This is a genomic window from Caballeronia sp. SEWSISQ10-4 2, from assembly GCF_030464885.1.
GTDB lineage: Bacteria > Pseudomonadota > Gammaproteobacteria > Burkholderiales > Burkholderiaceae > Caballeronia.
This window is the reverse complement of the sequence record NZ_JALPRJ010000055.1, coordinates 35,859-58,188: the sequence shown is the minus strand read 5'-3', so window position 1 is coordinate 58,188 and position 22,330 is coordinate 35,859. Positions and strand designations below refer to the sequence as shown.

Sequence of the window (22,330 nt, the reverse complement as noted above, 5' to 3'; positions counted from 1 at the left end):
AAAATTCTGATCAAGCTCATGGCTCAGTAAAGTCGGCCTGTATTTCCGCAGCCTGCTAAGCAGCAGCAACCCGGCACCGACCCAGTCCCACTAGCACCGACAGACCCAAACCAACCCCGAGTGCGAACGAAAAACCCGTCCACCGGCGCGAGCGAACCAAACCTCTAAAGCGCCTGTTCGACACCCGCTTTGCTCACGGCTTTGCCGCCCACAAGGCAAACGATCATCGCGGCCAACAACAGCGCACATAAGGCAAGCCGCAAACCCATAAAGCCCGCGCCCAACCCAATCAGCGGTGGACCCACGAGAAAACCGGCATAACCCGCCGTGGCGGCCATCGAAACACCGACAGCCGGCGTCGTGGTCGAGCGGCCCGCCGCGCTAAAGATCACAGGGACGATGTTCGCCAAGCCGATCCCCACAAGCGCAAAACCCACGCAAGCAGTGACCACGTTTGGATAACCCAGCACCAGCGCCAATCCAAGCGCGGCGATAAACCCTCCGGTTGCCACCACTACGCTCGATCCCAAGCGTCGAACCGATACGTCGCCGACCACGCGGCACGCCGCCATCGCGAATGCAAACGACGAATAACCTAGTGCCGCTGCGCTGGCTTGCGTGTCGAGCGCAGAGCGCAGGAACACCGCGCTCCAGTCCGCCACCGCACCTTCGACCAGCATGCAAAGAAATGCCAAGGCAGCGAGTTTCACCACGCCCGCGCCAGGCAATGCAAAACCGCTAGCCGATGCCAAAGCACGTGGCCCGATATCCCGCAGTGCCAGCAAAGCGCTTGTCACAATGAGCGCGCCTATCACCAAGTCCGGGATGAGTAGCCCGCCCATCGTGCCGATGCCGTTGGCCTGAAGCGCCGCGCCCGACGCAGCACCCAGCAGACCGCCCATGCTCCACGCAGCGTGAAACGACGACATGATCGGCGCCTTCCATTCGCCTTCGATCGCGCTGGCGTGTCCGTTCATCGATACATCCAGCGCGCCATTTGCAGCTCCCAACGCAAAGAGCACGGCGCATAACAAGGCGAAGTTCGGGACCAGCGCAGGCAAGGGCAAAGCGATGACGAATGCAATGCCCAGGATTGCGGTCACGCGTCCGCTTCCGAAGCGTGGCGCTAGCCGGCCGGCAAGCGGCATGGCGACGATCGCGCCCAAGGCAAAAGCGAACAGCGCGATCCCCAGCGATGTGTTGCTTAGCGACAAGGCTTCCTTGATCCGTGGAACTTCGACAGCCCACGCGCCGATGCCCAAGCCGTTAGCGAGAAACACCGCCGTTGTTGCGATTCGTTCGGCGACAGGTTTCATGATCGACCCCCCCGAGCCACGATTACATTGCCGCAGATTTTTTCGAACTCGCCTAGCCGTTGCGCCAGCACATCTGTTTCCACGATCAGGTGCTCAATGCCGGACGCCGCCACGACAAAAAACGGTGCTGCGGTCATCAGCTTTTCAGACGTCATCGCAATGGCGATCTGGCCGCTTGATTTGACCATCGCGCGTTTAAGCTCGGCTTCCTCTGCCTCGAACGCAGCCACTCCCTCGGCCGGATCGATGGCGCAAGCGCCGAGGAAACACAGGTCGGCCCTGATCTGCTGAACCTGCAAAAGCGCGGTGGATCCCAGCGATCCCGCCCCGCGCGGACTCATCCGTCCGCCAATCAGGATGACTTCGAAACCGGGGCGATCCAGCAAACGCGAGCAGGCATCCGGGGAATTCGTCACGATGGTGAGGTCCGCGTTATCCGGAAGCGCCGCAGCGATAGCGACATTGGTCGATCCGGCATCGAGCAGGATGATCTGCCGCGGCCGGACGATGGACGCCGCCGCGACAGCCAACCGCGCTTTTCGATCGGCAGCTTGACGCATGCGCGTCGACCCGGCCTGCGCAGCGGGCGAGGTCAGCAGCGCGCCGCCATACACGCGCTTGCAATGACCAGCGTCGGCCAGATCGCGCAGATGACGGCGAACCGTGTGTTCGGAGGTGTTGAATTCGAGTGCGAGCTCGGTGGCCAGCACGCGGCCGTGCGTGCGTAGCCGGTCGAGTATCAGCTTTGCGCGCTCGTCGGGCAGCAGCCCGTCCACCGCGTCACGCCGCGTTCTTTGCATTACGTCGATCTCCGTCAAGAATGAATCGTGCATAAACGAGCATAAGTTATCGTAAACGAGCGAACATCGGCAAATTTTTTTAGGCGATGTGCCGGCAGAAATCAGTCGGCGCATCGCCCAAAATACCCGTAACGCCCGCCCGGCCGACCTCTCAAGTCTGTGAAATGCATTCCGCGCGTTCCGACCGCCCGAGGAAAAAGCCCTGCGCGCTCGTACATCCGCACGCCCGGACAAAGGTCAGTTGCTCCTGCGTTTCGATGCCTTCCGCCGTGGTCGGGATCCCCAGTTCGTGGGCCAGCGCCACGATCCCGCGAATCACCGCTGCGGACTCTCGCCGATGCGCCGCTTCCCGGACAAAGGAGCTATCGATCTTCAGCGTATCGAACGAAAAGCGGCACAGGTTCGACAGCGTTGAAAAGCCCGTTCCGAAATCATCGAGCGCCAGTCCGATACCCATTGCGCGCAGTTTTTCCACATTGCACCGGGTCGGGCCATCGTCGCTCATGAACACAGTTTCCGTGACCTCGATGTTCAAACGCGAAGGCGGCAAGCGGGAATCCTGCAGGACTGCGGCCACCAGGCCGGCGAACGATTCTTCGCGCAATTGCACGGGCGACACGTTCACCGCAACGACTACCGGCTCGCGCCAACGGGCCGCTTCCGCGCAGGCACGCCGAAGAACCCATTCCCCTAGCGGAAGGATCAGCCCCGTGCGTTCTGCAATGGGAACGAAGGTCGTGGGCGGCAGCTCGCCTCTTGCGGGATGGCTCCAGCGGACCAGTGCTTCGCGCCCCGTGACGAGACCGCTGGATAGATTGACGATCGGCTGGTACTCCATCCGCAGGCCGTTGCCAAACGATTGAAGCGCGCCTTCGAGGTCGCTTCTCAGCAGGCTCAGGCTGTCGTCGGAGGCGTGCGCTTTGGCATCGAACACTGCAAAGGCGCTCTTGCCGCTGCGCTTGACCGCATACAAGGCGCGGTCGGCGCATATCAAGAGCTGTGGTCCCGTTTCCCCATGCTCGGGATACTGCGAAATGCCCACGCTTGCGCCAATACGCACGAGCGCCTCGTTAAGCACGAACGGGCGTGCCAGGGTTTTCACGATCTGGTCCGCTAGCAGCCGGACCTCTTCGCTTATGGAGGTTTCATCGAATATAGCGACGAATTCATCGCCGGCCAGGCGTCCGACAATGTCGCCTTTGCGCAAGACTGCCCTTAAGCGTTTAGCGGATTCCTGAAGCACCAGGTCGCCGGCTGCATGTCCGAGGCTGTCGTTGATCGCCTTGAAACCGTCAAGGTCGATGAGCAGAACTGCAAAGGATCCGGACTTTTGCGCCGGCTCTGCATCGGTGCGATTTAGCAGGAGTTCGCTGATCCGTGCGCGGTTCGGCAGGCCCGTGAGACTGTCGTGACGAGCCAGGCGATTACTGGTTTCCTGAGCCAGCAGCAGGGCGACGGTGTCCTTGTTGCTGCGAATGGCGACAGTAAAAAAACCGGCAGCGCAAAACGGCGCCTGGAACAGCAGGACGATTTTCCCCGAACCCGGAGACAGCGCGGCGCCGATTCCCAGCAGCGTAAAGATGATCGAGATCTGAATCAGGACGAGGCGCGGTGTGCCCGCGTTACGACCGGCCAACCCGCCGACAACCCCAACGGCGCATACGTTGCCCAGCAGGAACAGAGTCTGGTCACCGCTGATATTGCACAGCAGGCTGCCGAGTCCTAGAAGCGCGCTCCAGAGGATGCTGGCAAGCAGGAAAAGCGAGGTTGGCGTGGGTTCGTTGCGCGCGCTCAGCTTGCAACATAGAGCGATCAGGGACAGGCGCACCATCAGGAGCGCGATTACGGCGAGGGTCCATAACGCGTAACCGATGTTCGGATACAGATAATAAGCGGTCACGCAAACGCTGATCTCGCAGATCGACGCGAGGGCGATCGAGGCCGTCCTGGTGAACAGATTGGACAGCAATACTTGTCGATTATCGGCGCTCAGGTCTTGAGCGGACCCCACTAGCCATTTAAAAAATGGCGACCTCGGTTCACTGAACGCCATGGAATGCGCAATATAGGTAGGTACTTGGTTATCGGCGCGGCTGGCTTTTTTCTGATGCCAATTATCCCGGTAAATGTGTCGGTTGCCCTAATAAATATGATGTTTGCCTGGCGCCGGCTTTGGCGTAAGCCGGGTGGACAAGAAGACAAGGCAATGATGGTTTTGTGACGCGTCAAACGCCAAGGAGAAACGCTAAGCGCTATTCGCGGATTGGCTTGGTGAGTTCGGGACAACCCCGCTTGGTGGGTCAATGCGGAGTCGGAATGCGCGTGCCGGTTTTGCGTCGCAGCATGGATAAACGCTCGACGCTGCAGCGGATAAACCGTGGACGTGAGCCCATCAGGGCTATTTTCCGGCCGAAGATAATATGGTGGACCAAGCTGCTAGCCGTTAGTGCAGTCCGGCTCCGGCATCCCATAGAATTTCGAAGGCGCAGTAACCGACACTTAATTTTGCCAATTCATATGGAATAGGAGAGCACCGTAATGAGCCAGGAACAATGGAGCGCTGTCGACGAATATTTTGCCCGTGTGCTTGTCCCTTCCGACCCGGCGCTCGACGCCACGTTAAAGACGAGTGCCGAGTCCGGCCTGCGTGCTATTAACGTCGCGCCGAACCAGGGCAAGTTCCTTCATCTGCTGGCGAAGATCAAAGGTGCTCGCCGCATTCTCGAGATCGGTACCCTGGGCGGATATAGCACGATCTGGTTAGCACGTGCTTTGCCCGCCGACGGCACGCTTGTCTCGATGGAAGTGAATCAAGTCCATGCGGAGATCGCGCGGAAAAACATTGAGACGGCAGGGTTGTCGAGTGTGGTGACCGTTGTGGTCGGACCGGCAGTCTGGTCGCTGGAGCGGTTGATTGACGACAAGGTCGAACCATTCGATCTTGTATTTATCGATGCGGACAAAGAGAGCAATCCGGATTATTTGAGGCTGTCGGTCAAGTTGTCGCGGCCTGGGACGGTGATCGTCGGCGACAACGTTGTGCGCAGCGGGCGGGTTGCCGATGAGAAAAACAACGACCCGGATGTACTGGGCGTCCGTAGCTTCCTGGAGTTGCTCGCGGCGGATTCCCGGCTGACCACGACAGCGGTCCAGACAGTGGGAAGTAAGGGATGGGACGGGTTCTCGATATCGGTTGTCTCCTGATACTGATACCAGGCATCGTCCGGACGCGGCGCACTGCATAAGCAGCGCGCCGCGCGGCCGGAATCGGATCAGGTCAGATCAGAACCGGTGGATGATGCCTACGCCAGCGGCAAACTGGCTGGGAGAGGACGACGGGGCGGTTTGAAAACCATCGCCAATACTCGAGGTCGCGTTGATGATGCTGCCTGTGGTCCCGAGCGTTTTACCGTTCGCGCGCTGATAAGCCTGCAATGCATAAAGGCCGGTGCGTTTCGAGAGCGAATAGTATTCAGACAGGTTGAACTGCTGATACTGCGCCGAACTCGTGATGCCGTTGGCTTTCGTCGCACGCGTATAGCTGTAGCCCGCCGCGAGGTCGACCAGCGGCAATGCCTTCCAGTGCAGGACGGTGCCGCCCGTATTGAAGATCTCCGTTGTCCTGAAGCTCGAGTTGATGCCGGGGATGTACTGCACGTTGGAATAAGAGAAGGAGATATCCAGCGTCGGCGTAAACGCATAACCGCCGGCCACTGCAATCCGCTGCTGAGCCTGAGCGGTCTGATAACCGTTTGTGATCGCGGACACGCCCGACTGGCCGCCGGAAGTCGTGGTGGAATCCGCGCCGAAAGCGCCGCCGCCCGGCGTCGAGTTGTTGATCCGGGTGATACCCGCAGCGATCCCGAACGGGCCATTGATGTACTGGACCGCGCCGCTCCATGTCGAGCCCTGGTTCACGCTGCCCGGAACGCCGGCAAACGAATAGGAACCGCTGACGGTGACTCCATACATCTTCGGCGACGTGTACACGAGCGAATTGTTGGCGCGATAGATCGTGTCCAGTCCGTCGAGATCGCCCGGATGCGCGCCGTAGGCGCCGGTGAGCCAGGTCGTCGGGCTATAAGGCGACAGCAGCGAGTAGTAGGACGTGTATTGCCGGCCCGCGGTGAACGTACCGTAGGTCGGGTTGGTCATGCCGACCCATGCCTGCCGGCCGAACATGGCGTTCGTATATTGCTGGCCGCCGGTTGCTATGTTAAAGCCCGATTCGAGCTGGAAGATGGCCTTTGTGCCGCCGCCCAGATCTTCCGCGCCCTTGAGGCCGAAGCGGCTTCCGGCCCAGATTCCCGAAGCCATTTTTATGTTGGAGCGACCGCCTTTGGTCGAGCCGAGCGACGTCTGGCTGCTTTGATAAGCAATCGAGTCGTCGACAATGCCGTACAACGTCACGCTGCTTTGAGCGAAGACCGGCGAGGCGAGGGTGGCAAGGCTGATTAATACGGCTTTCTTGGCGTGACGTGACTGCATGGTTTCTCCTCTTGTTGTATCAATGATTGCGACGCGGCCAGCAACGTCGCGGGTTTTTCTTGCTAACGTAACGACAAATCGTGTTCCGATGTTTCAGGTCCAGGCCAAGCCCTAAGCGGTTCTTCCCAGGCCGCTTGTCGAATCATTGGTAATCCCTATAGCACGCCCGCGTAACTGCATTCCGGTGCGCCGCTTACACCCGGACGAACCGAGAGCAGGTGACCGTCGTGTTCGTTCGCTCCGTTCGCCGGACGAATCGATGTGACAAAGAGCGTGTCGAGTTCACGACCGCCGAACGTGCACATCGACGGTTTCGTGACTGGCAGCGCGATGGTCCGGTCCAACTCGCCTTCGGGAGTGAAGCGTAGCAGCAAACCGGCGTCGTTGGCACAGGTCCAGTAGCATCCGTCTGCGTCAACAGCAGCGCCGTCCGGGCGGCCGGCGAAGCGATTCAGGTCGGCGAAGACGCGGCGGTTGCGGGGTTCGCCGGTATCGGCGTCGTAGTCGAAAGCCCAGACAAGCCTGCGCGACGGGTGTGAGTCCGAGAGGTACATCGTCGTGCCTTGAGGCGACCACGCGAGCCCGTTCTGCACAATCAGCTCATTGACGATGGGCGCGGAAAGCGTGCCTTCGGCGTTGTATCGATACAACGCACCCGCCGGGTTGGCCGCCGCCATGTCCTGCACCATCGTGCCGGCCCAGAAGCGGCCCTGGCGATCGCAGCGGCCGTCGTTGAAGCGCATGCCCGGCAGCGGAAACGCTGGCGCTGCGAGCTTGCGTACGCTCGCCGCGCTCGTGTTCGCGCTCGTGTTCGCGCTCGTGTTCAATAAGGTCACCGCAAAGAGCCCGGTCTCGCATCCCGCGAGCACCGTGCCGTTCCGGTCGAAGGTGATGCAGGCCACTTTTTCGGGCAGGAGCCAGTCAGTTCGCTTGCCCGTTCCGGTCTCCAGGCGGGCGATCGTGCGCGCGGGGATATCGACCCAGTACAGGGCCTGTTCCGCTTCCCGCCAGACGGGACTTTCGCCTACTTCGCAAGGAGCCTGACCGGCAGCTTCCACACGTTCGACGACCGGTGTTTCCAGTTGTGGATTTTTCATTCTGTCGTATTCAGCGGACAGTGCAGCCAGCTTCGGCTGCACTGTCCTTAATCTGCGCCATGACCGCGCTAGGCGTTAGCGGGACTCGGTACGCCGGCGTCCGTGCGGCGATTGACCAAAGCCGGTCGCACGAGCGTCCAGAGCAGGACCACGCCGATCAGGTCACCGAAACCGAGCGCGACGAAGAACGGTGCATAACCGATGGTCGCGACAAGTCCGCCGATCACGAGCGTGAAAATCAGGTTGCCGAGCCCTGCCGAAAGACCTGCAAAGCCCGTGACGGTTGCCACTTCACGACGCGGGAACAGGTCGGCGGACATCGAGATGACGGCGACGGAAAGCGTCTGGTGTGCGAAGCCGCCGAGGCACAACAGGAAGATCGCCATGCCGGGATCCTTCACGTAGCCGACGCCGGCCATCGCGGTCATGATCACCGCGCCGATCGTGAAAACGATCCGCTTGCCGTTGATCACGGCGATATTGAAGCGCTTGTTGAGGTACAGCGAAATCGATCCGCCCATCAGGCATCCAACGTCCGCCGCCACGAACGGCAGCCATGCGGTCATGGCGATGGCCTTGAGGTCGAAGCCGCGCGCCTGATGCAAGTAGAGCGGCATCCAGAACACGAGTGTGGTCCACACCGGATCGGCGAAGAAGCGCGGCAGTGCGATGCCCCAGAAGTTGCGCTGCTTGAAGATTGCCCGCAGGTTGGGTTTGGCGCCGCTGTCGGAGAGTTCGGCGTGCTCACCTTCAACGATATAAGCGGCTTCCGTCGCCGTGAGCGCTTTGTGCTCGCTGGGGTGCCGGTAAAAGATGATCCACAGTACGGCCCATACGAGGCCAAGACAGCCTGCGATGATGAAGGCCATCTCCCAGTTGTACTTGAGGATCGACCAGGCGATCAGTGGTGGCGCGGCGATGGCACCAATCGACGTGCCGATGTTGAAGATGCCCGCCGCCAGTCCTCGCTCGCGCGCCGGGAACCAGAACGCGGCCATGCGCATGCCTGCAGGGATGAACGACGCTTCAGCCAGGCCGAGCAAACCGCGCAGTACGAAGAGACCGACCCAGCCGTTCGCGAAGCCGTGGCCGATACACACGACGGACCACATGACACCGCAGATCAGGAAGCCGAAGCGCAGGCCGATACGGTCCATCAGGTAACCCGTCAGCGGGCCGCCGAGCGGGTACATCACGAAGAACGCACCGGTGATCCAGCCGTACTGGGCGGTGCTGATATGCAGGTCCTGCATGACCGTGGGGGCGGCAACGCTTAGCGAGCTGCGCGCGAGGTAGTTCATGATCGTGCCGAGCGTCAGCAGGGCAATCATCCACCAGCGCAGGCCCCTTAATTTGATTGCCATGACGGTCGTCTCTCCAATCGGTATTCTGTTGCTGCGCGGTGGGTCGCAGCCGCTGTCTGGCTAGAGCGTTGCGCTGTCACGCATCGCGTTTACTCGTTCGCGTGGCGCAGGTGAGTGCTTGTCCACCGAGCCCGACATTTCGCAGCAGTAAGGTATGTTACGTAATGTGAACGCATCGTATGTCAGATGACTTATCTCGTGCAACCTGCGAGACGTCAGCGTTTACACCAGTAAAATTTCCAGCGGGCTTTTAAATATTGGGTTTTATTTGAATTTTCCCGCGTAATAGCGAATCTGAGGAGAGTTGGGGCGGCGTTAAGTGTTGTTTTTAAGTTAAATGACGTCGTACAACATCGGGCATATGCTGAGAGTTTCAGGCGGGTTTTACCGGCGCTGGAGACTTGAGGCTGACGCCCCTTGATCGCCTGGGCGCGAACGAAAACTCGATAGTCAGAGACGAACGTTCCTTCATCGGCCTGAGCCGACGTTCGTCCATTGGGCTTGTTACGCCTGCTCACTGCTTCGGACCAGCCATTCGTTGACGCAGGCGGCAACTGCCCGCTACCGACTTCGACGACTGAGTACTTTCGGCCATCTACGGCCGTTCGTCTACGCTTCACACAGCCGTTAGAGCATCGGCTCTGACTAGACCGTGGACCGTCGCACGACAACGGTCGCCGGCGCGAACCTGGTGCGCAACCTACGTGATACGAAGACGAAATGCTTTGCCGCGGCGCCGCTCAAAAGCAGTGTTCCGGTGCTGGAAAGAGATTGTTCTTCACGGCCTCGATATAGGCGCGGATCGCTGCTTCGATGCTTAACTGCCCATCCACGAAGTTACGGACGAAGCGAGCGGTCTTTCCGGGGAACACGCCCAACATATCGTGCATCACAAGCACTTGCCCCGAACAGTCCGGACCGGCGCCAATACCGATGGTCGGGATGTCAAGCATCTGCGTCACCTCCTTGCCCAGTGAGGTCGGAATGGCCTCAAGAAGGAGGAGAGATGCGCCTGCTGTCTGCAGTGCCAGAGCATCGGCTTTCAGTAGCTCTGCGTCTTCCGCTTTTTTGCCCTGTACCTTGAACCCGCCGAGTCGATGCACGGATTGCGGCGTCAGGCCCAGACGAGCGAAAACTGGTACGCCACGCTCAGTGAGAAATTTAACGGTATCGACCAGCCAGGCACCTCCTTCAAGTTTGGCCATGTGTGCGCCCGCCTGCATGAGCTTCACTGCATTGTCGAATGCAGACTGCGGTCTTGCATAAGTACCGAATGGCATGTGAGCGGCCACCAATGCAGATCGGTTCCCTCGGGCGACCGACGCCGTGTGATAAGCGATATCGGCAAGCGTGACCGGAAGCGTCGTACTGTGTCCCTGCAGCACGTTGCCGAGCGAGTCACCCGCCAGCACCATATCAACACCACAGCGGTCCATCAGCGATGCGAAGCTGGCGTCGTAGCAGGTCAGCATCGCAATTTTCTCGCCCGCGCTTTTCATGTTCAATAGTGAAGGCGCAGTGACGATTTTGCGGTGCACGGTGCTCGCGCTTTCTTGAAGATATCCCGACATATTCAATACTCGAATTTAAAAAGGTTCACAAATTTCGCACTCGCCGGATGCGAAGCAACACCATTTGTTTGTTCCTGAGAAGTCGACTGAGCGCCTCGGCCCGGAATTGCACCTATGTCAGCGGGCCGAATGCGGCTCCATACCAAAGCTCATCGGCACCGCCGAACTCGTCTCGCGAGGCTGGCCAGACTGGCCAGGCTGCCGCCAACCAGGTCCTACTTCTCCGCCTTGTCATGCATCACCATAATCGTTTGTTGCATCAGTGCACTAAGTGTTTCATGCCCGTCCTTGACAGCGAACACTTCTGCCTGAGTGACGATTAGCGTCCGGCCGGGACGGACAACCCGGCCACGGGCGATCAAGGTTTTGCCATCGGCCGGAGCGAGCAGATTCATCTTGTATTCGATGGTCAATACTGAGGCACTAGCCGGCACCAAGGTCATTGCAGCGTAGCCGGCCGCAGAGTCAGCAATCATGCCTACGACGCCGCCATGTACGAAGCCGTGCTGCTGCTCGACGCCGCTCCAAACAGGCAGGTGAATTTCGGTGCGGCCGTGTTCGATCACGGGCAAGGTCGCGTGGATCAACGCCATCGCATTCTGGCGCATGAAGCTGGCGCGGATGCGCTCGGCGAAGAGGGGGTCGGGGGTCTGTGCCATACAAAGCGATTCTATGGATATATGCCATGCCATGTTATGGCGCGACGCGGGCGTTTGTTTTCGACGGGGGAAGATCCAGCGGAAACTTGAATGTAGGTCAGATGCTGAGCGTGGGTCAATCAGGAGCAGACAAAAAATACCCTAGGCTCCGCGTGAGGTGAGGGATCCAGCAAGTCTGCAAACGTAGTCGTTTACACGGTTGCCTGGCAAGCGGATTTTCAAAACTGTGCGATTTCCCGCAACGGAATGCCGCCGTTGCGCATCTTTAGCCTCTACCTAATCCCCGCTTTCGCACAATCAAATTCCAGCCAGTTTTTGGTGTCGGCAACCTTCGATCTATCTCGCGGCAGTGAAAGCGAGGTAATACCCGGGAACGATAGCTGAGACCTGTTCGTTCCTGCATCGAAGCCTGCTCTTGGAGATGGTTATGAACGGCCGGAAAGGATTGGTTGGAATGGGTGCAGTACTGAGCATGGGCGGGTTGGCTTTGGCATGCTCGGTCGCCGCGGATGCAAGTGTTCTGGTGGGCGTGGCTGGCCCAATGACGGGGGAATATGCCTCGGGGGGCGATCAGTTTCGTAAGGGCGCGGAACAGGCGGTGAAAGACATCAACGCTTCGGGCGGCGTGCTAGGGCAGCAACTCAGTCTGGTTGTCGGTGACGACGTGTGTGATCCAAAGCAGGCAGTTTCGGTTGCCAACAGTTTCGTCAATCAGAAGGTGGCGTTCGTCGACGGTCACTGGTGTTCCAGTTCCACTTTGCCAGCATCGGACGTCTACAACGACGCGCAGATCCCGCAGGTCACCGTGTCGACCAACCCGAAAATCACGGAACGCGGCCTCAAGGGAATCTTCCGTATTACCGGCAGGGACGATCAGCAAGGACAGGTTGCAGCCGACTATATCGCTGCGCATTTCAAGGGCAAGAAAATCGCGGTCATCGACGACAAGACCGCATATGGGGGCGGTCTCGCCGACGAGGTCGCCAAGGATTTCGCAGCAAAGCAGACGCCCGTGGCGCTGCGCGCGTCGATCACAGCCGGTGAAAAGGACTATTCAGGCCTTATCAGCAAACTGAAGGCGAACGGCGTTCAGATCCTTGCGTACGGCGGGTACTACCAGGAAGTTGCGCTGATTCTGCGGCAAGCGGCGCAGGCAGGGCTGAATCTTACGATCCTGGGCGGCGACACGCTCACGAACAATGAACTGGTCACTGCGGCGGGACCGGAAATCAGCAAGGTGCTATTCACCTTCCCGCCCGACCCGCGCAAGAGTGCCGCGGCCGCAAAGGTCGTGGCGACCTTCCGCGCGCAGAAGATCGAGCCGGAAGGCTACATGCTGTACTCGTATGCCGCGATGCAGGTTTTCGCAGAGGCAGCCAGGAAGGCCAATTCCACAGACTATGCGGCGATCGTGAAGCAGCTCCACAACGCCTCCTTCAATACGGTAGTCGGTCAAGTGGACTTCGATGCGAAAGGCGATCTCAAGAGCCCCGGCTATGTGGTCTACCGTTGGAACGGCAACAACTATGACTACGTGAAGTGATAAGTCCTTTCCAGTCTTTGCAATACGGAATGAGGCGGTGCGTCTGTCCACGGCACCGCCTCTGAAGCAGATTCACCGGAGAGGACATGAGCCAGGCATTGCAACAACTGATTAATGGGCTGACATTAGGCGCCGTCTACGGCCTGATCGCGATCGGCTATACGATGGTCTACGGCATTATCGGCATGATCAACTTCGCTCACGGCGATATTTATATGGTCAGTGCATTCATCGCCGTGACGTGTTTCACGCTTCTCGCGAGTGGCGGGATCTCGTCTGTGGTGGCGAGTATTGCCATTACTTTGATCGTCTCGATTGCACTGACGTCCGTATTCGGCTGGACCGTCGAACGCGTCGGCTACCGGCCGCTTCGAGGCTCCAATCGTCTCGCGCCGCTGATCTCGTCAATCGGGATTTCTATCTTTTTGCAGAACATGGTTCAGCTTACTCAAGGTGCACGAGTCAAGTCGATCCCGCCGCTTGTGACGGGCGGCGTGAATCTTTTCTCTAATGAGGGATTGCACGGACCGTACGTCTCTTACGTCCAGCTCCTCATCGTCATCGTGACCGTCGTCCTGATGTCCGCGTTCACGTTGTTCATCAATAAGACGCCTTTCGGCAGGCAGCAGCGAGCGTGTGAGCAAGATCAACGGATGATGCAGTTCCTCGGCTATGACGTCGACAGGATTATCGCCCTTACGTTCATGATTGGCGCGGCGCTAGCTGCCGTCGCCGGCGTCATGGTGACGATCTACTACGGCGTGATCGACTTCTCAATTGGCTTTCAGGCGGGTATCAAGGCCTTTACCGCAGCGGTTTTGGGCGGAATCGGATCAATCCCCGGCGCGATGCTTGGCGGTCTGATCATCGGCTTGATTGAAGCATTCTGGGCAGCATACCTTTCTCCCGAATACAAGGATGTGGCCACGTTCGTCATCCTGATCATTGTTCTGATGTTCCGTCCTTCGGGCCTGCTTGGCCGGCCAGAGGTGGAGAAAGTCTGATGAGCTCGACAACCATGCAAAAAATGGATATCCAGTTTCGCATTAGGGATGCGCTCGGCGCCGCGCTGGTTGCAGGCCTCGTGGGCTTGCCAATGCTGGGACTGACCACGCGAGACGGAGCAAACGGCCTGCGGGTCGAAACACGATGGGCACTGCTGGCGGCCTTCGTTGTGGTTGCCTTTGCTGGCCGCCTGATATTGCAGTGGCTGCTGCAGCGGTTCAGTTTTCTTTCAAGGCGGCGCCTGCGTGCAAGGCCCGCGCCTGAAATCGCGGGGAACGGTTCGCTGGTGTGGGTCGGCGCGGCATGCGTGGCCTTCGCCGTGCTGTTGCCCGCACTATTTGCAGGAAACCGCTACGTCGTCGATACGGCTACGACGGTCCTCATTTACGTGATGCTGGGTTGGGGTCTGAATGTCGTCGTCGGTCTGGCTGGTCTGCTCGATCTTGGCTATGTCGCCTTCTATGCGGTAGGCGCGTACACCTACGGTCTGCTCTCGACGCATTTTGGCTTTGGTTTCTGGGAGTCACTCCCTATCGCCGGTGGCCTTGCTGCGGCATTCGGCATGCTGCTTGGCTACCCGACGCTCAGACTCAGAGGCGACTATCTGGCGATCGTCACGCTCGGATTCGGAGAGATCATCCGGCTGCTGCTTGTGAACTGGGGTGACCTCACGGGCGGACCAAACGGCATTTCGTCGATTCCAAAGCCGACGTTCTTTGGGCTTCCGATGCAGGCATCCAGCGATGGTCCGACGTTTGCCACCGTGTTTGGTCTCGATTACTCGCCCGCTCAGAGGGTCGTCTTTCTGTACTACCTGATCCTGGCACTCGCGCTGCTGACAAACCTCCTTGTCTCCAGGCTGAGGCGCTTGCCTGTGGGGCGCGCGTGGGAGGCGGTGCGCGAAGACGAAATCGCCTGCAAAGCAATGGGCATCAATGTGACGAACGTGAAGCTGTCGGCTTTCGCGACCGGTGCAATGCTGGCCGGATTCGCCGGCGTGTTCTTCGCGGCACGGCAGGGCTTCATCTCTCCAGAGAGCTTCACATTTTCGGAGTCGGCCACGATTCTTGCGATCGTCGTGCTGGGTGGCATGGGGAGCCAGTTGGGCGTTGTGCTCGCGGCAGCCTTGCTCGTGATCTTGCCTGAACTGGGACGTGATTTCGCCGAGTACAGAATGCTGCTCTTTGGTATTGCCATGGTCTTTATCATGATCGTGCGGCCCGGCGGACTCATCAGCCATCGCCGTGCGACTGTGAGCGCTCCGGGCGTGGAGGCGAATCGATGAACGGCTCCAATTCGTTGCTCAGCGTTGAGAATCTGACCATGCAGTTTGGTGGACTTCGTGCAATCGAAGACCTGTCCATGACCGCGCGTGCAGGAGAGGTAACTGCGGTGATCGGGCCGAACGGGGCCGGAAAGACGACCTTCTTTAACTGCCTGACCGGCTTTTATAAACCGACGAAAGGCTCCGTCAAACTGCGACATCCACAACGCGGCGAACTTCGACTCGATGCAATGAGGAACGTGGATGTCGCGCGGGTCGGCCAGGTCGTGAGGACGTTTCAGAACATACGGCTGTTTGCGCGTATGACAGTGCTCGAAAACCTGATGATCGCCCAGCACAATGTCCTGCAGGAGGCGTCGAGGTTCTCGATTGCTGGAGCGCTGAATTCGAGGTCGTTTCGGCGCGCCAACGACAAGGCGATAGAAAGCGCCTTGACGTGGCTCGAGCGCTTGAGCGTTCGGGATATCGCCAACAAACCTGCGGGTGACATGCCGTATGGAGTACAGCGTCGCGTTGAAATCGCGCGTGCAATGTGCGCTGAACCGATTCTGCTCTGCCTCGATGAGCCAGCCGCCGGCCTCAATCCGCGCGAGTCGGCGGAACTCACGGCGCTGTTGACTTCCCTCTCCAGGGATCAGGGCATTGGCATACTGTTGATTGAGCACGATATGAGCGTCGTCATGAAGGTTTCAGATCATATTGTCGTGCTCAATCACGGGAAGAAGATTGCAGAAGGGCTGCCTGCCGAGATCAAGGCAAATCCCGAGGTGATCAGCGCCTACCTTGGAGAGGACGACGAGACATCTTCACACGATGACGCATCGCAGGAGAAAGCAGCTCATGCTTAAGATTACCGAACTCAGTGCCCACTATGGCAGCGTCCAGGCACTACGCGGGGTCAACCTGGGCGTGAATACGGGCGAGATCGTCACGTTGATCGGCGCAAACGGCGCAGGCAAGTCCACACTGATGAATACCATTTTCGGCTATCCCCGCGCCAGCGGCGGCATGGTCGAATTCGAGGGGCAGAATATTACGAACCTGCCGTCGCATGCGGTCGGCAAGCTCGATATTGCAGTCGTGCCCGAAGGGCGCCGCATCTTTCAGCGGATGACCGTGCTCGAGAATCTACTGATGGGCGATACGTCGGCCAATCGCCGGACTGCAGTTGACCTCGAGCGGATCTACGAGACGTTCCCGATCCTGAGAAGCCGGGCTTCGCAGCGTGCCGGCACACTTTCAGGAGGCGAGCAGCAGATGCTCGCGATAGGACGTGCATTGATGTCGCAGCCGAGACTGCTGCTACTCGACGAGCCGTCGCTCGGCCTGGCGCCGCTTTTCATCAAGAAGATTTTCTCGGTCATCAAGGAGTTGAACGAGCAACTCGGCATGACGATTCTGCTTGTCGAACAGAACGCTCATCATGCGTTGCGCGTGGCGCATCGAGGGTATGTGCTCCAGCATGGGCAGATTGCCCTCGAAGGGAGCGGTGCAGACCTGCTGGTCAACCCTGCCGTCCGGGCGGCCTATCTGGAGGGCGACACTTCCCAATTGGATGCGGCGGCCTGAACCGAGGTGATCCAGACCGCAGCTCGCTCGCCTGTACCTATCTGGCCAGCGACGTGCGGAAATTTTGGCAATTCTCCGCACCACACGGGGCGAGCCAAAGAAGGGAGAGCGGCACACGGGAAAAGGCTTTTCGGCCCCGTAAGTGGCGAATGTCATCAAATACTATGCCGAATTCCGCGAAATTTAGCCGAGCCCCTTCGAGACCGGAGTTTTGTAAACATCCAGAATGCTATAGACCTAATCGATCACCGCGACGGGATTGCACCCGACGATGGCGCGAATCCGAGCGCAGGCCAGCGGCCAGCACGCTCAACGAACCGGTTTTTATGGAGTTGTCGCATGAAAGTGCTTATCGTTTTCGCTCACCCCGAACCTAAGTCGTTCAACGGTGCGCTGAAAGACACAGCTGTCTCGACCCTGAAAGCGCAGGGGCACGAGGTTCAGGTATCGGACCTGTACCAGCTGAAATGGCGGCCCGAGCTCGGCATGGAAGACTTTGTTGGCGAACGTCTCAACCCTGACTTCCTCGATCTTTCGGCGGAACAGGAGCATATGTTCGGGACGTCCACGAAACCGACGCCGGATGTCTATACCGAGCAGCAGAAGGTGCTCTGGAGCGATCTGATCATCTTCCTGTACCCGATGTGGTGGTTCGGGATGCCCGCCATCCTGAAGGGTTGGGTGGATCGCGTAATGACGCGTGGTTTCGCCTATGCCACCGGCCGCAAATACGAAACCGGCATGTTCAAGGGCCGCAAGGCGATGGTTTCGACCACGACGGGAACGGCGGCGAGCCTCTACGAACCGGACGGCGTGGACGGCGATATCAATCACATTCTCTGGCCGATCCACAACGGGATTTTCAATTACCTTGGTTTCGATGTGCTGCCGCCGCATGTGTCGTGGATGCCTGGCCGCGTGAGCGCCGAGGAGCGGCAAGCGTATCTCGACTCCTACGCAGCGCGGTTGCGCACGCTTGAGAGCACGGAGCCCTTGTTCTTTCATCTGTTTGCAGACTTTGGTCCGGACCAGCGTCTGAAGCCGGGAGTGGTGGCCTGTTCCGGCTTCCAATGGAACCCGGGCGTCGGCCAGTCGCATGATGATGCGGCAGAAACGTATACGCCGAAGAAGATTGCCAAGGCGGGTTGATCCTGCCGTTACTTCAAATCGGGCCGCGGTAGCCTCGAAAGCTTCTGCGGCCCAGCGTCAACACTGACCAGGGATGATGCTCACAATGGACAAGCTGCCGATTTTTCAGAAACTGCACCACGTCTGCATCGTGGTCCGCGATATCGAAAACGCTGTGAAGTATTACGAGTCGATTGGGGTCGGTCCATGGGCTGATTTTCCACCGATGGATGCGTACCAACTGGACGGTTACGATCGCCCGGCCTTTCTGAAGATGCGCTACAAGTTCGCGAATCTCGACAACGCCCAACTGCAGCTTTGCCAGCCGGGAGAAGGTGACACGCCGCAACGACGGTTTCTGGAGACACGAGGCGAGGGCGTCTTTCATCTCGGCTTTTCTGTCGAGAGTTGCGACAAGGCCGAGGAACTCGCTGCGAGCACCGGACTAGATGTGCTCGCCCGCGGGCGTCTCGATGATCGAAGCGGCTTCACGTACTTCAAGACGGTCAACGAAGGGGCAGGGATCACGCTGGAGGTCCGGGCGCCGAGTACCAAGGCCGCTCAAGGCATCAAATCCTGACGCTTGCAAAGCGTTTCCTGGGGTGACTCGAAGCGTTGTACAAGGCAACGCATGATGCATTCGTTTTCCGAATCATCCAGACAGAATTTCAAGTCGCCCCGCAGTATTCCGCGGGGCATTTCCTTGTTATCTCATGACGAACGGATTCGCCGTCTTGACCCCGGTATTGATCCAGACACTCTTCGTTTGCAGATACTCGCGGATCGCGTCGATGCTATTCTCGCGGCCCAGTCCGGAATCCTTGTAGCCGCCGAATGGCGACATGTAGCTCACCGCGCGATAGCTGTTCACCCAGACCATGCCGGCCTGCAGCCTTTCGGCGACACGAATGGACCGGCCAATATCCTTCGTCCAGACCCCTGAGCCCAGTCCGAAGCGTACGTCGTTGGCCAGTGCAACCGCGTCGTCTTCGTCCTTGAACTTGATGATCGACAGGATAGGACCAAAGACCTCTTCCTGCGCGATTCGCATGTTGTTGCTCACGTCGCCAAAGATCGTGGGTTCGACGAACCAGCCGTTGCCGCACTCTGGGGCACTGCCGGGCTTCCCGCCGAGCAGCAAGGTCGCGCCTTCCTGCGTTGCGGTTTCAATGTAGGAGAGGACTTTCTGGTACTGCGGGCGCGTCGTGACCGGTCCGACCTGCGTGTCCATACTCGCCGGATCACCCATTTTCGCGGTCCGTGCCAGCGTCACAAGTTTGTCGACGAACGTGTCGTAGATGCTTGTCTGCAACAGCAACCGCGAACCGGCAATGCAGGTCTGCCCCGTCGCAGCAAAGATGCCGGAAACCGCGCCATTCACTGCATCTTCCAGATCCGCATCTTCGAACACGATATTGGGCGACTTGCCGCCCAGTTCGAGACTCACGTGTTTGAACTGACGGGCTGCCGCCTCGTTGATCGCCCGGCCAGTGGAATCCGCACCGGTGAAGGTGATCTTCTTGACCAGAGGATGTTCCACCAGAGGAGAGCCGACGTCCGCACCGAATCCGGTCACGACGTTCACTACGCCCGGCGGAAATCCAGCCTCGGTGAAGAGCTTGGCGAACTCGATGGTGGACGCAGAAGTGAACTCGGATGGCTTGATCACGACCGTGCAGCCTGCGGCCAACGCAGGTGCAATTTTCCATGTGGCGAGTAACAGGGGGGAATTCCACGGCGTAATGGCGGCGACGACACCCAGCGGCTCGTTGCGGGTGTAGTTGAAGTAGCCCTTCTTGTCGAGCGGAATCACGGCGCCCTGAATCTTGTCCGCCAGGCCGCCAAAATAGTAATACCACTGCGGCAAATACTGGCATTGGCCAAGCATTTCCGCCATGAGCTTGCCGTTGTCACGAACTTCCAGCTCGGCAAGCCGCTTGGCGTCGCGTGCGATCAGGTCACCTACCCGATGAAGCAGCAGACCTCGCTGGCTCGCCGACATCTGCGACCATGGTCCTGTACTGAAAGCGGCATGCGCCGACTGCACAGCCAGATCGACGTCTGTCGCGTTGCCTTTCGCAATCTGCGCCCACGTTTCGTCGGTGAAGGGATTCTCGGTGTCGAACCATTCGCCCGAAGCCGGCGCGCAGGATTCACCGTTGATAAACATCTCAAACCGTTGCATGACTTTCGTCTCCTCTGTCGACCGGAGTTAGTGTGTCGACCAGAGTTGGCGCAAAGCGCTTACTCTGGTCACATAGCACTTACTCCGGTCCCATGTAAGATGTTTGCTGTTGATAAATCATTCGCCAAGGCGCCGACGACGCTGGGACTCTGCGAGGATTTCCTGGGCCTTCAAAATGACCGGCCGGTCGACCATGCGGCCGTCCACCGCGACGGCTGCTCCGTGAGATGCAGCGGCGCCTTCGACAACCTGCTGTGCCCATTCGACGTCCTTCTCGCCGGGGATGAAGGCAGCGTTGACTGCCGCCACCTGCTTAGGATGAATGCAAAGCTTGGCGCCGAAACCGAGCCGCTTTGCACGGATGGTGTCGCGCGTGATCTGCTCGGGATCGTCCAGCGTGGTACTGACGCCATCTACCGGCGAAAGCAGGTTGCCAATGCGAGAGGCGAAGACGATCTGTGAGCGAAAGTACAGGAGCTGCTCATCGTCTCCATCGATGCCGAGGTCAAGCTGGAAATCCACATTGCCGAAGACGAGCCTCGTAGTCAGCCGGTGCTGGGCGATCGCGACCACATTCCGAAACCCCTGGGCGGTCTCGATCATCGGCAGGATGTCGGTCGGCTTGCCAGCGAACTCGCACAGGAAAATATCGTCGATGCGTTCCGTCTTGGGCAGCATGACAGCGGCCACGGAGGGCGCACGGCATACGGCGATGTCGTCGCGAAACCATTCGCTGTTCACGTCATTGACCCGCACGGCGACCGGCGTGCTGTTGGTCGACAGCCACTCGGCAAGGGCGGCCCGCGCAATCTTCTTTTCGGCGGGAGGTACGGCGTCTTCCAGGTCGATAACAACAACATCGACGCCCGACGCCGCAGCCTTGGCAAACCGGTCGGGCCGGTTGCCAGGAACGAAGAGATAGGACCGGGGTGCCAGGTCAGCCATGATGAGCCTCCAGTTTCGATTCGGGGAGCAGTTTGGGGACGACGATCGCATCGCGAATCGCCCATACGGACGCAATGGTGCGCTTGAGTTCGTCCTCGGTGGCCGCATTGCCATACAAGCCAAGCGTGAGCACTTTATGCTCGAGTTCGGCGCGCGTGAGAGTGTTGCCTGGATCCCCCTTGGGGTCATCCACGCGACCTTCGAAAGTGCGGCCATCCTTGGTCTGAACGGTGACTTTGCCGATCCAGCGCGACGGATAGGCCGTATCGACCTCAGGGTCGAGCACCATCGAAACTTTCTTGCAGAAGTGCGCGATCCTGCCTTCCTTGTAATGGGCGTCGAACTCTCGCACGCCCGCGTGGCCAAACTCCGCAACCACGGCGAGCACAGTGCCCATGGAAAACTTCGCCTGATGAACTGTCTGCGGGTCGGTTACCGGTCCGAGGACATCAATGGCGGCCTGGTGAACATGCGTCACCACCGTCTCGATGTCGTCCGGTGCGATCTGCTCCCGCTTGATGACCTGCAGCAGGGCATCGGCCGCCGGGTGCGTGTGCCGGCAGGAAGCGTGATACTTGAACGATGTTTCGATCAGCGCCCAGCGCGTGCCGAGTGCGTCGGCGAGTTTGTCCGGATGCGTTTGCGCGGACATGCCGGCGCCCATGCCTTTCCCGCCCTCGAAGATATCGTTCGCGCCCGTGAAGCCGTCGGCTGCCAGGTAGGCTGAGAGGAGACCGTTCGCCGCAGCCTTAGCCGTATGCAGTTGTTTGGAGTCCGCAGCGTCTTTCAGAAATTCCCAGAGCCCGGCTGCCTGGGTACCGGCGGAGCCGAACGCATTCACCATCTGCTCGCTGCTCAGCCGCAAAAGCCTGCCGACCGCCGCCGCAGCCGCGATCGTACCCACGGTCCCGGTGGTATGAAAAATCCTGTAGTGCGATCGACCGAGGAATTCACCGACGCGGATACCCACTTCATAACCTGCGACGGATGCGGCAATGAACTCTTTGCCGCTTCTGCCGAGTGCTTGAGCGGCGGCCCATGCCGCCGGGAAAACGACGGTTGCCGGGTGCAGGACTGAACTATTGTGGAGGTCATCCTGCTCGGCGAAGTGCGATGCAGCGGCGTTGATCATGGCCGCGAAGAGCGGGCTGCTGGTTCGGCGGGAGATCAGAACTTCGCAGGCACCGGACTGCGGGCCGAAATCCAATGCGAGTTTCTGGATCGTCTCGACGGGGCGCGCTCCGCGACCAGCCAATGCGGATCCGAACCAGTCGAGGAAGAGGTCTTCCGTGCGTGCTACGACGTCCTTGGGGATCTGTTCAAACTCGAGATTGGCCGCAAACGAAGCAAGAATCTGTGTGTTGCTCATAACAGG

19 protein-coding genes are annotated in these 22,330 nt (G+C 59.3%); 8 read left to right on the top strand and 11 right to left on the bottom strand.

All coding sequences use genetic code 11. The features are described from left to right. Window positions 1-164 precede the first annotated feature (164 nt). The 3 genes from M0D69_RS30260 to M0D69_RS30250 form a co-directional block, all read right to left on the bottom strand. Window positions 165-1,316 carry an MFS transporter gene (locus tag M0D69_RS30260; RefSeq protein ID WP_301785530.1) on the bottom strand — a complete coding sequence of 384 codons (1,152 nt, stop codon included), beginning with the start codon at window positions 1,314-1,316 and terminating at the stop codon, window positions 165-167. Beyond that, the gene (locus tag M0D69_RS30255) at window positions 1,313-2,116 is read right to left on the bottom strand and encodes a DeoR/GlpR family DNA-binding transcription regulator (protein ID WP_301785529.1); all 804 of its coding nucleotides are present in this window, start codon (window positions 2,114-2,116) and stop codon (window positions 1,313-1,315) included. The genes M0D69_RS30260 and M0D69_RS30255 overlap by 4 nt, the downstream gene beginning before the upstream one ends. 151 nt (window positions 2,117-2,267) lie before the next feature. Further along, the gene (locus M0D69_RS30250) at window positions 2,268-4,169 is read right to left on the bottom strand and encodes a bifunctional diguanylate cyclase/phosphodiesterase (RefSeq protein ID WP_301785528.1); all 1,902 of its coding nucleotides are present in this window, start codon (window positions 4,167-4,169) and stop codon (window positions 2,268-2,270) included. A 485-nt stretch (window positions 4,170-4,654) separates the two neighbouring features. Between M0D69_RS30250 and M0D69_RS30245 the strand changes: the two genes are divergently transcribed. Next, complete coding sequence (locus tag M0D69_RS30245) at window positions 4,655-5,320, top strand: O-methyltransferase (RefSeq protein ID WP_301785527.1); 666 nt, start codon at window positions 4,655-4,657, stop codon at window positions 5,318-5,320. Between the two features lie 78 nt (window positions 5,321-5,398). Here M0D69_RS30245 and M0D69_RS30240 read toward each other — a convergent pair whose 3' ends face one another. From M0D69_RS30240 to M0D69_RS30220, 5 genes are all read right to left on the bottom strand, one after another. Further along, window positions 5,399-6,604, bottom strand: a complete 1,206-nt coding sequence (locus M0D69_RS30240) for a porin (protein WP_301785526.1) — start codon at window positions 6,602-6,604, stop codon at window positions 5,399-5,401. Window positions 6,605-6,759: 155 nt separating this feature from the next. Continuing rightward, window positions 6,760-7,701 carry an SMP-30/gluconolactonase/LRE family protein gene (locus tag M0D69_RS30235; protein WP_301785525.1) on the bottom strand — a complete coding sequence of 314 codons (942 nt, stop codon included), beginning with the start codon at window positions 7,699-7,701 and terminating at the stop codon, window positions 6,760-6,762. 68 nt (window positions 7,702-7,769) lie between these two features. After that, window positions 7,770-9,065 carry an MFS transporter gene (locus tag M0D69_RS30230; RefSeq protein ID WP_301785524.1) on the bottom strand — a complete coding sequence of 432 codons (1,296 nt, stop codon included), beginning with the start codon at window positions 9,063-9,065 and terminating at the stop codon, window positions 7,770-7,772. 740 nt (window positions 9,066-9,805) lie between these two features. Next, window positions 9,806-10,636, bottom strand: a complete 831-nt coding sequence (gene panB / locus M0D69_RS30225) for a 3-methyl-2-oxobutanoate hydroxymethyltransferase (protein ID WP_301785523.1) — start codon at window positions 10,634-10,636, stop codon at window positions 9,806-9,808. Between the two features lie 215 nt (window positions 10,637-10,851). Continuing rightward, complete coding sequence (locus M0D69_RS30220) at window positions 10,852-11,295, bottom strand: PaaI family thioesterase (protein ID WP_301785522.1); 444 nt, start codon at window positions 11,293-11,295, stop codon at window positions 10,852-10,854. Between the two features lie 427 nt (window positions 11,296-11,722). On the opposite strand from M0D69_RS30220, the gene M0D69_RS30215 reads away from it, so the two are divergent. The 7 genes from M0D69_RS30215 to M0D69_RS30185 all read left to right on the top strand — a co-directional run bounded on the left by M0D69_RS30215 (window position 11,723) and on the right by M0D69_RS30185 (window position 18,405). Then, window positions 11,723-12,838, top strand: coding sequence for a branched-chain amino acid ABC transporter substrate-binding protein (locus tag M0D69_RS30215; RefSeq protein WP_301785521.1), 1,116 nt, complete (start codon window positions 11,723-11,725; stop codon window positions 12,836-12,838). An 86-nt stretch (window positions 12,839-12,924) separates the two neighbouring features. Continuing rightward, window positions 12,925-13,842, top strand: coding sequence for a branched-chain amino acid ABC transporter permease (locus tag M0D69_RS30210; protein ID WP_301785520.1), 918 nt, complete (start codon window positions 12,925-12,927; stop codon window positions 13,840-13,842). Further along, window positions 13,842-15,128 (top strand): high-affinity branched-chain amino acid ABC transporter permease LivM, encoded by a 1,287-nt coding sequence (gene livM / locus M0D69_RS30205; protein WP_301785519.1) that lies wholly within the window; start codon window positions 13,842-13,844, stop codon window positions 15,126-15,128. Before M0D69_RS30210 ends, livM begins: the two co-directional genes overlap by 1 nt. Beyond that, window positions 15,125-15,976: an ABC transporter ATP-binding protein gene (locus M0D69_RS30200; protein ID WP_301785518.1), complete on the top strand. Its 852-nt coding sequence runs from the start codon at window positions 15,125-15,127 to the stop codon at window positions 15,974-15,976. Before livM ends, M0D69_RS30200 begins: the two co-directional genes overlap by 4 nt. Beyond that, window positions 15,969-16,697 carry an ABC transporter ATP-binding protein gene (locus tag M0D69_RS30195; RefSeq protein ID WP_301785517.1) on the top strand — a complete coding sequence of 243 codons (729 nt, stop codon included), beginning with the start codon at window positions 15,969-15,971 and terminating at the stop codon, window positions 16,695-16,697. Before M0D69_RS30200 ends, M0D69_RS30195 begins: the two co-directional genes overlap by 8 nt. Before the next feature lie 339 nt (window positions 16,698-17,036). After that, on the top strand, window positions 17,037-17,846 hold the full coding sequence (locus M0D69_RS30190) for an NAD(P)H-dependent oxidoreductase (RefSeq protein WP_301785516.1): 810 nt from the start codon (window positions 17,037-17,039) through the stop codon (window positions 17,844-17,846). Window positions 17,847-17,931: 85 nt separating this feature from the next. Then, window positions 17,932-18,405 carry a VOC family protein gene (locus tag M0D69_RS30185; RefSeq protein ID WP_301785515.1) on the top strand — a complete coding sequence of 158 codons (474 nt, stop codon included), beginning with the start codon at window positions 17,932-17,934 and terminating at the stop codon, window positions 18,403-18,405. Window positions 18,406-18,531: 126 nt separating this feature from the next. On the opposite strand, the gene M0D69_RS30180 is transcribed toward M0D69_RS30185, so the two are convergent. The 3 genes from M0D69_RS30180 to M0D69_RS30170 all read right to left on the bottom strand — a co-directional run bounded on the left by M0D69_RS30180 (window position 18,532) and on the right by M0D69_RS30170 (window position 22,324). Further along, on the bottom strand, window positions 18,532-20,010 hold the full coding sequence (locus M0D69_RS30180) for an aldehyde dehydrogenase (RefSeq protein WP_301785514.1): 1,479 nt from the start codon (window positions 20,008-20,010) through the stop codon (window positions 18,532-18,534). Between the two features lie 117 nt (window positions 20,011-20,127). Next, complete coding sequence (locus M0D69_RS30175) at window positions 20,128-20,955, bottom strand: CoA ester lyase (RefSeq protein ID WP_301785513.1); 828 nt, start codon at window positions 20,953-20,955, stop codon at window positions 20,128-20,130. Continuing rightward, entirely contained in the window at window positions 20,948-22,324 is a 1,377-nt protein-coding gene (locus M0D69_RS30170) for an MmgE/PrpD family protein (protein WP_301785512.1), read from the bottom strand. The genes M0D69_RS30175 and M0D69_RS30170 overlap by 8 nt, the downstream gene beginning before the upstream one ends. Window positions 22,325-22,330: the final 6 nt, after the last annotated feature.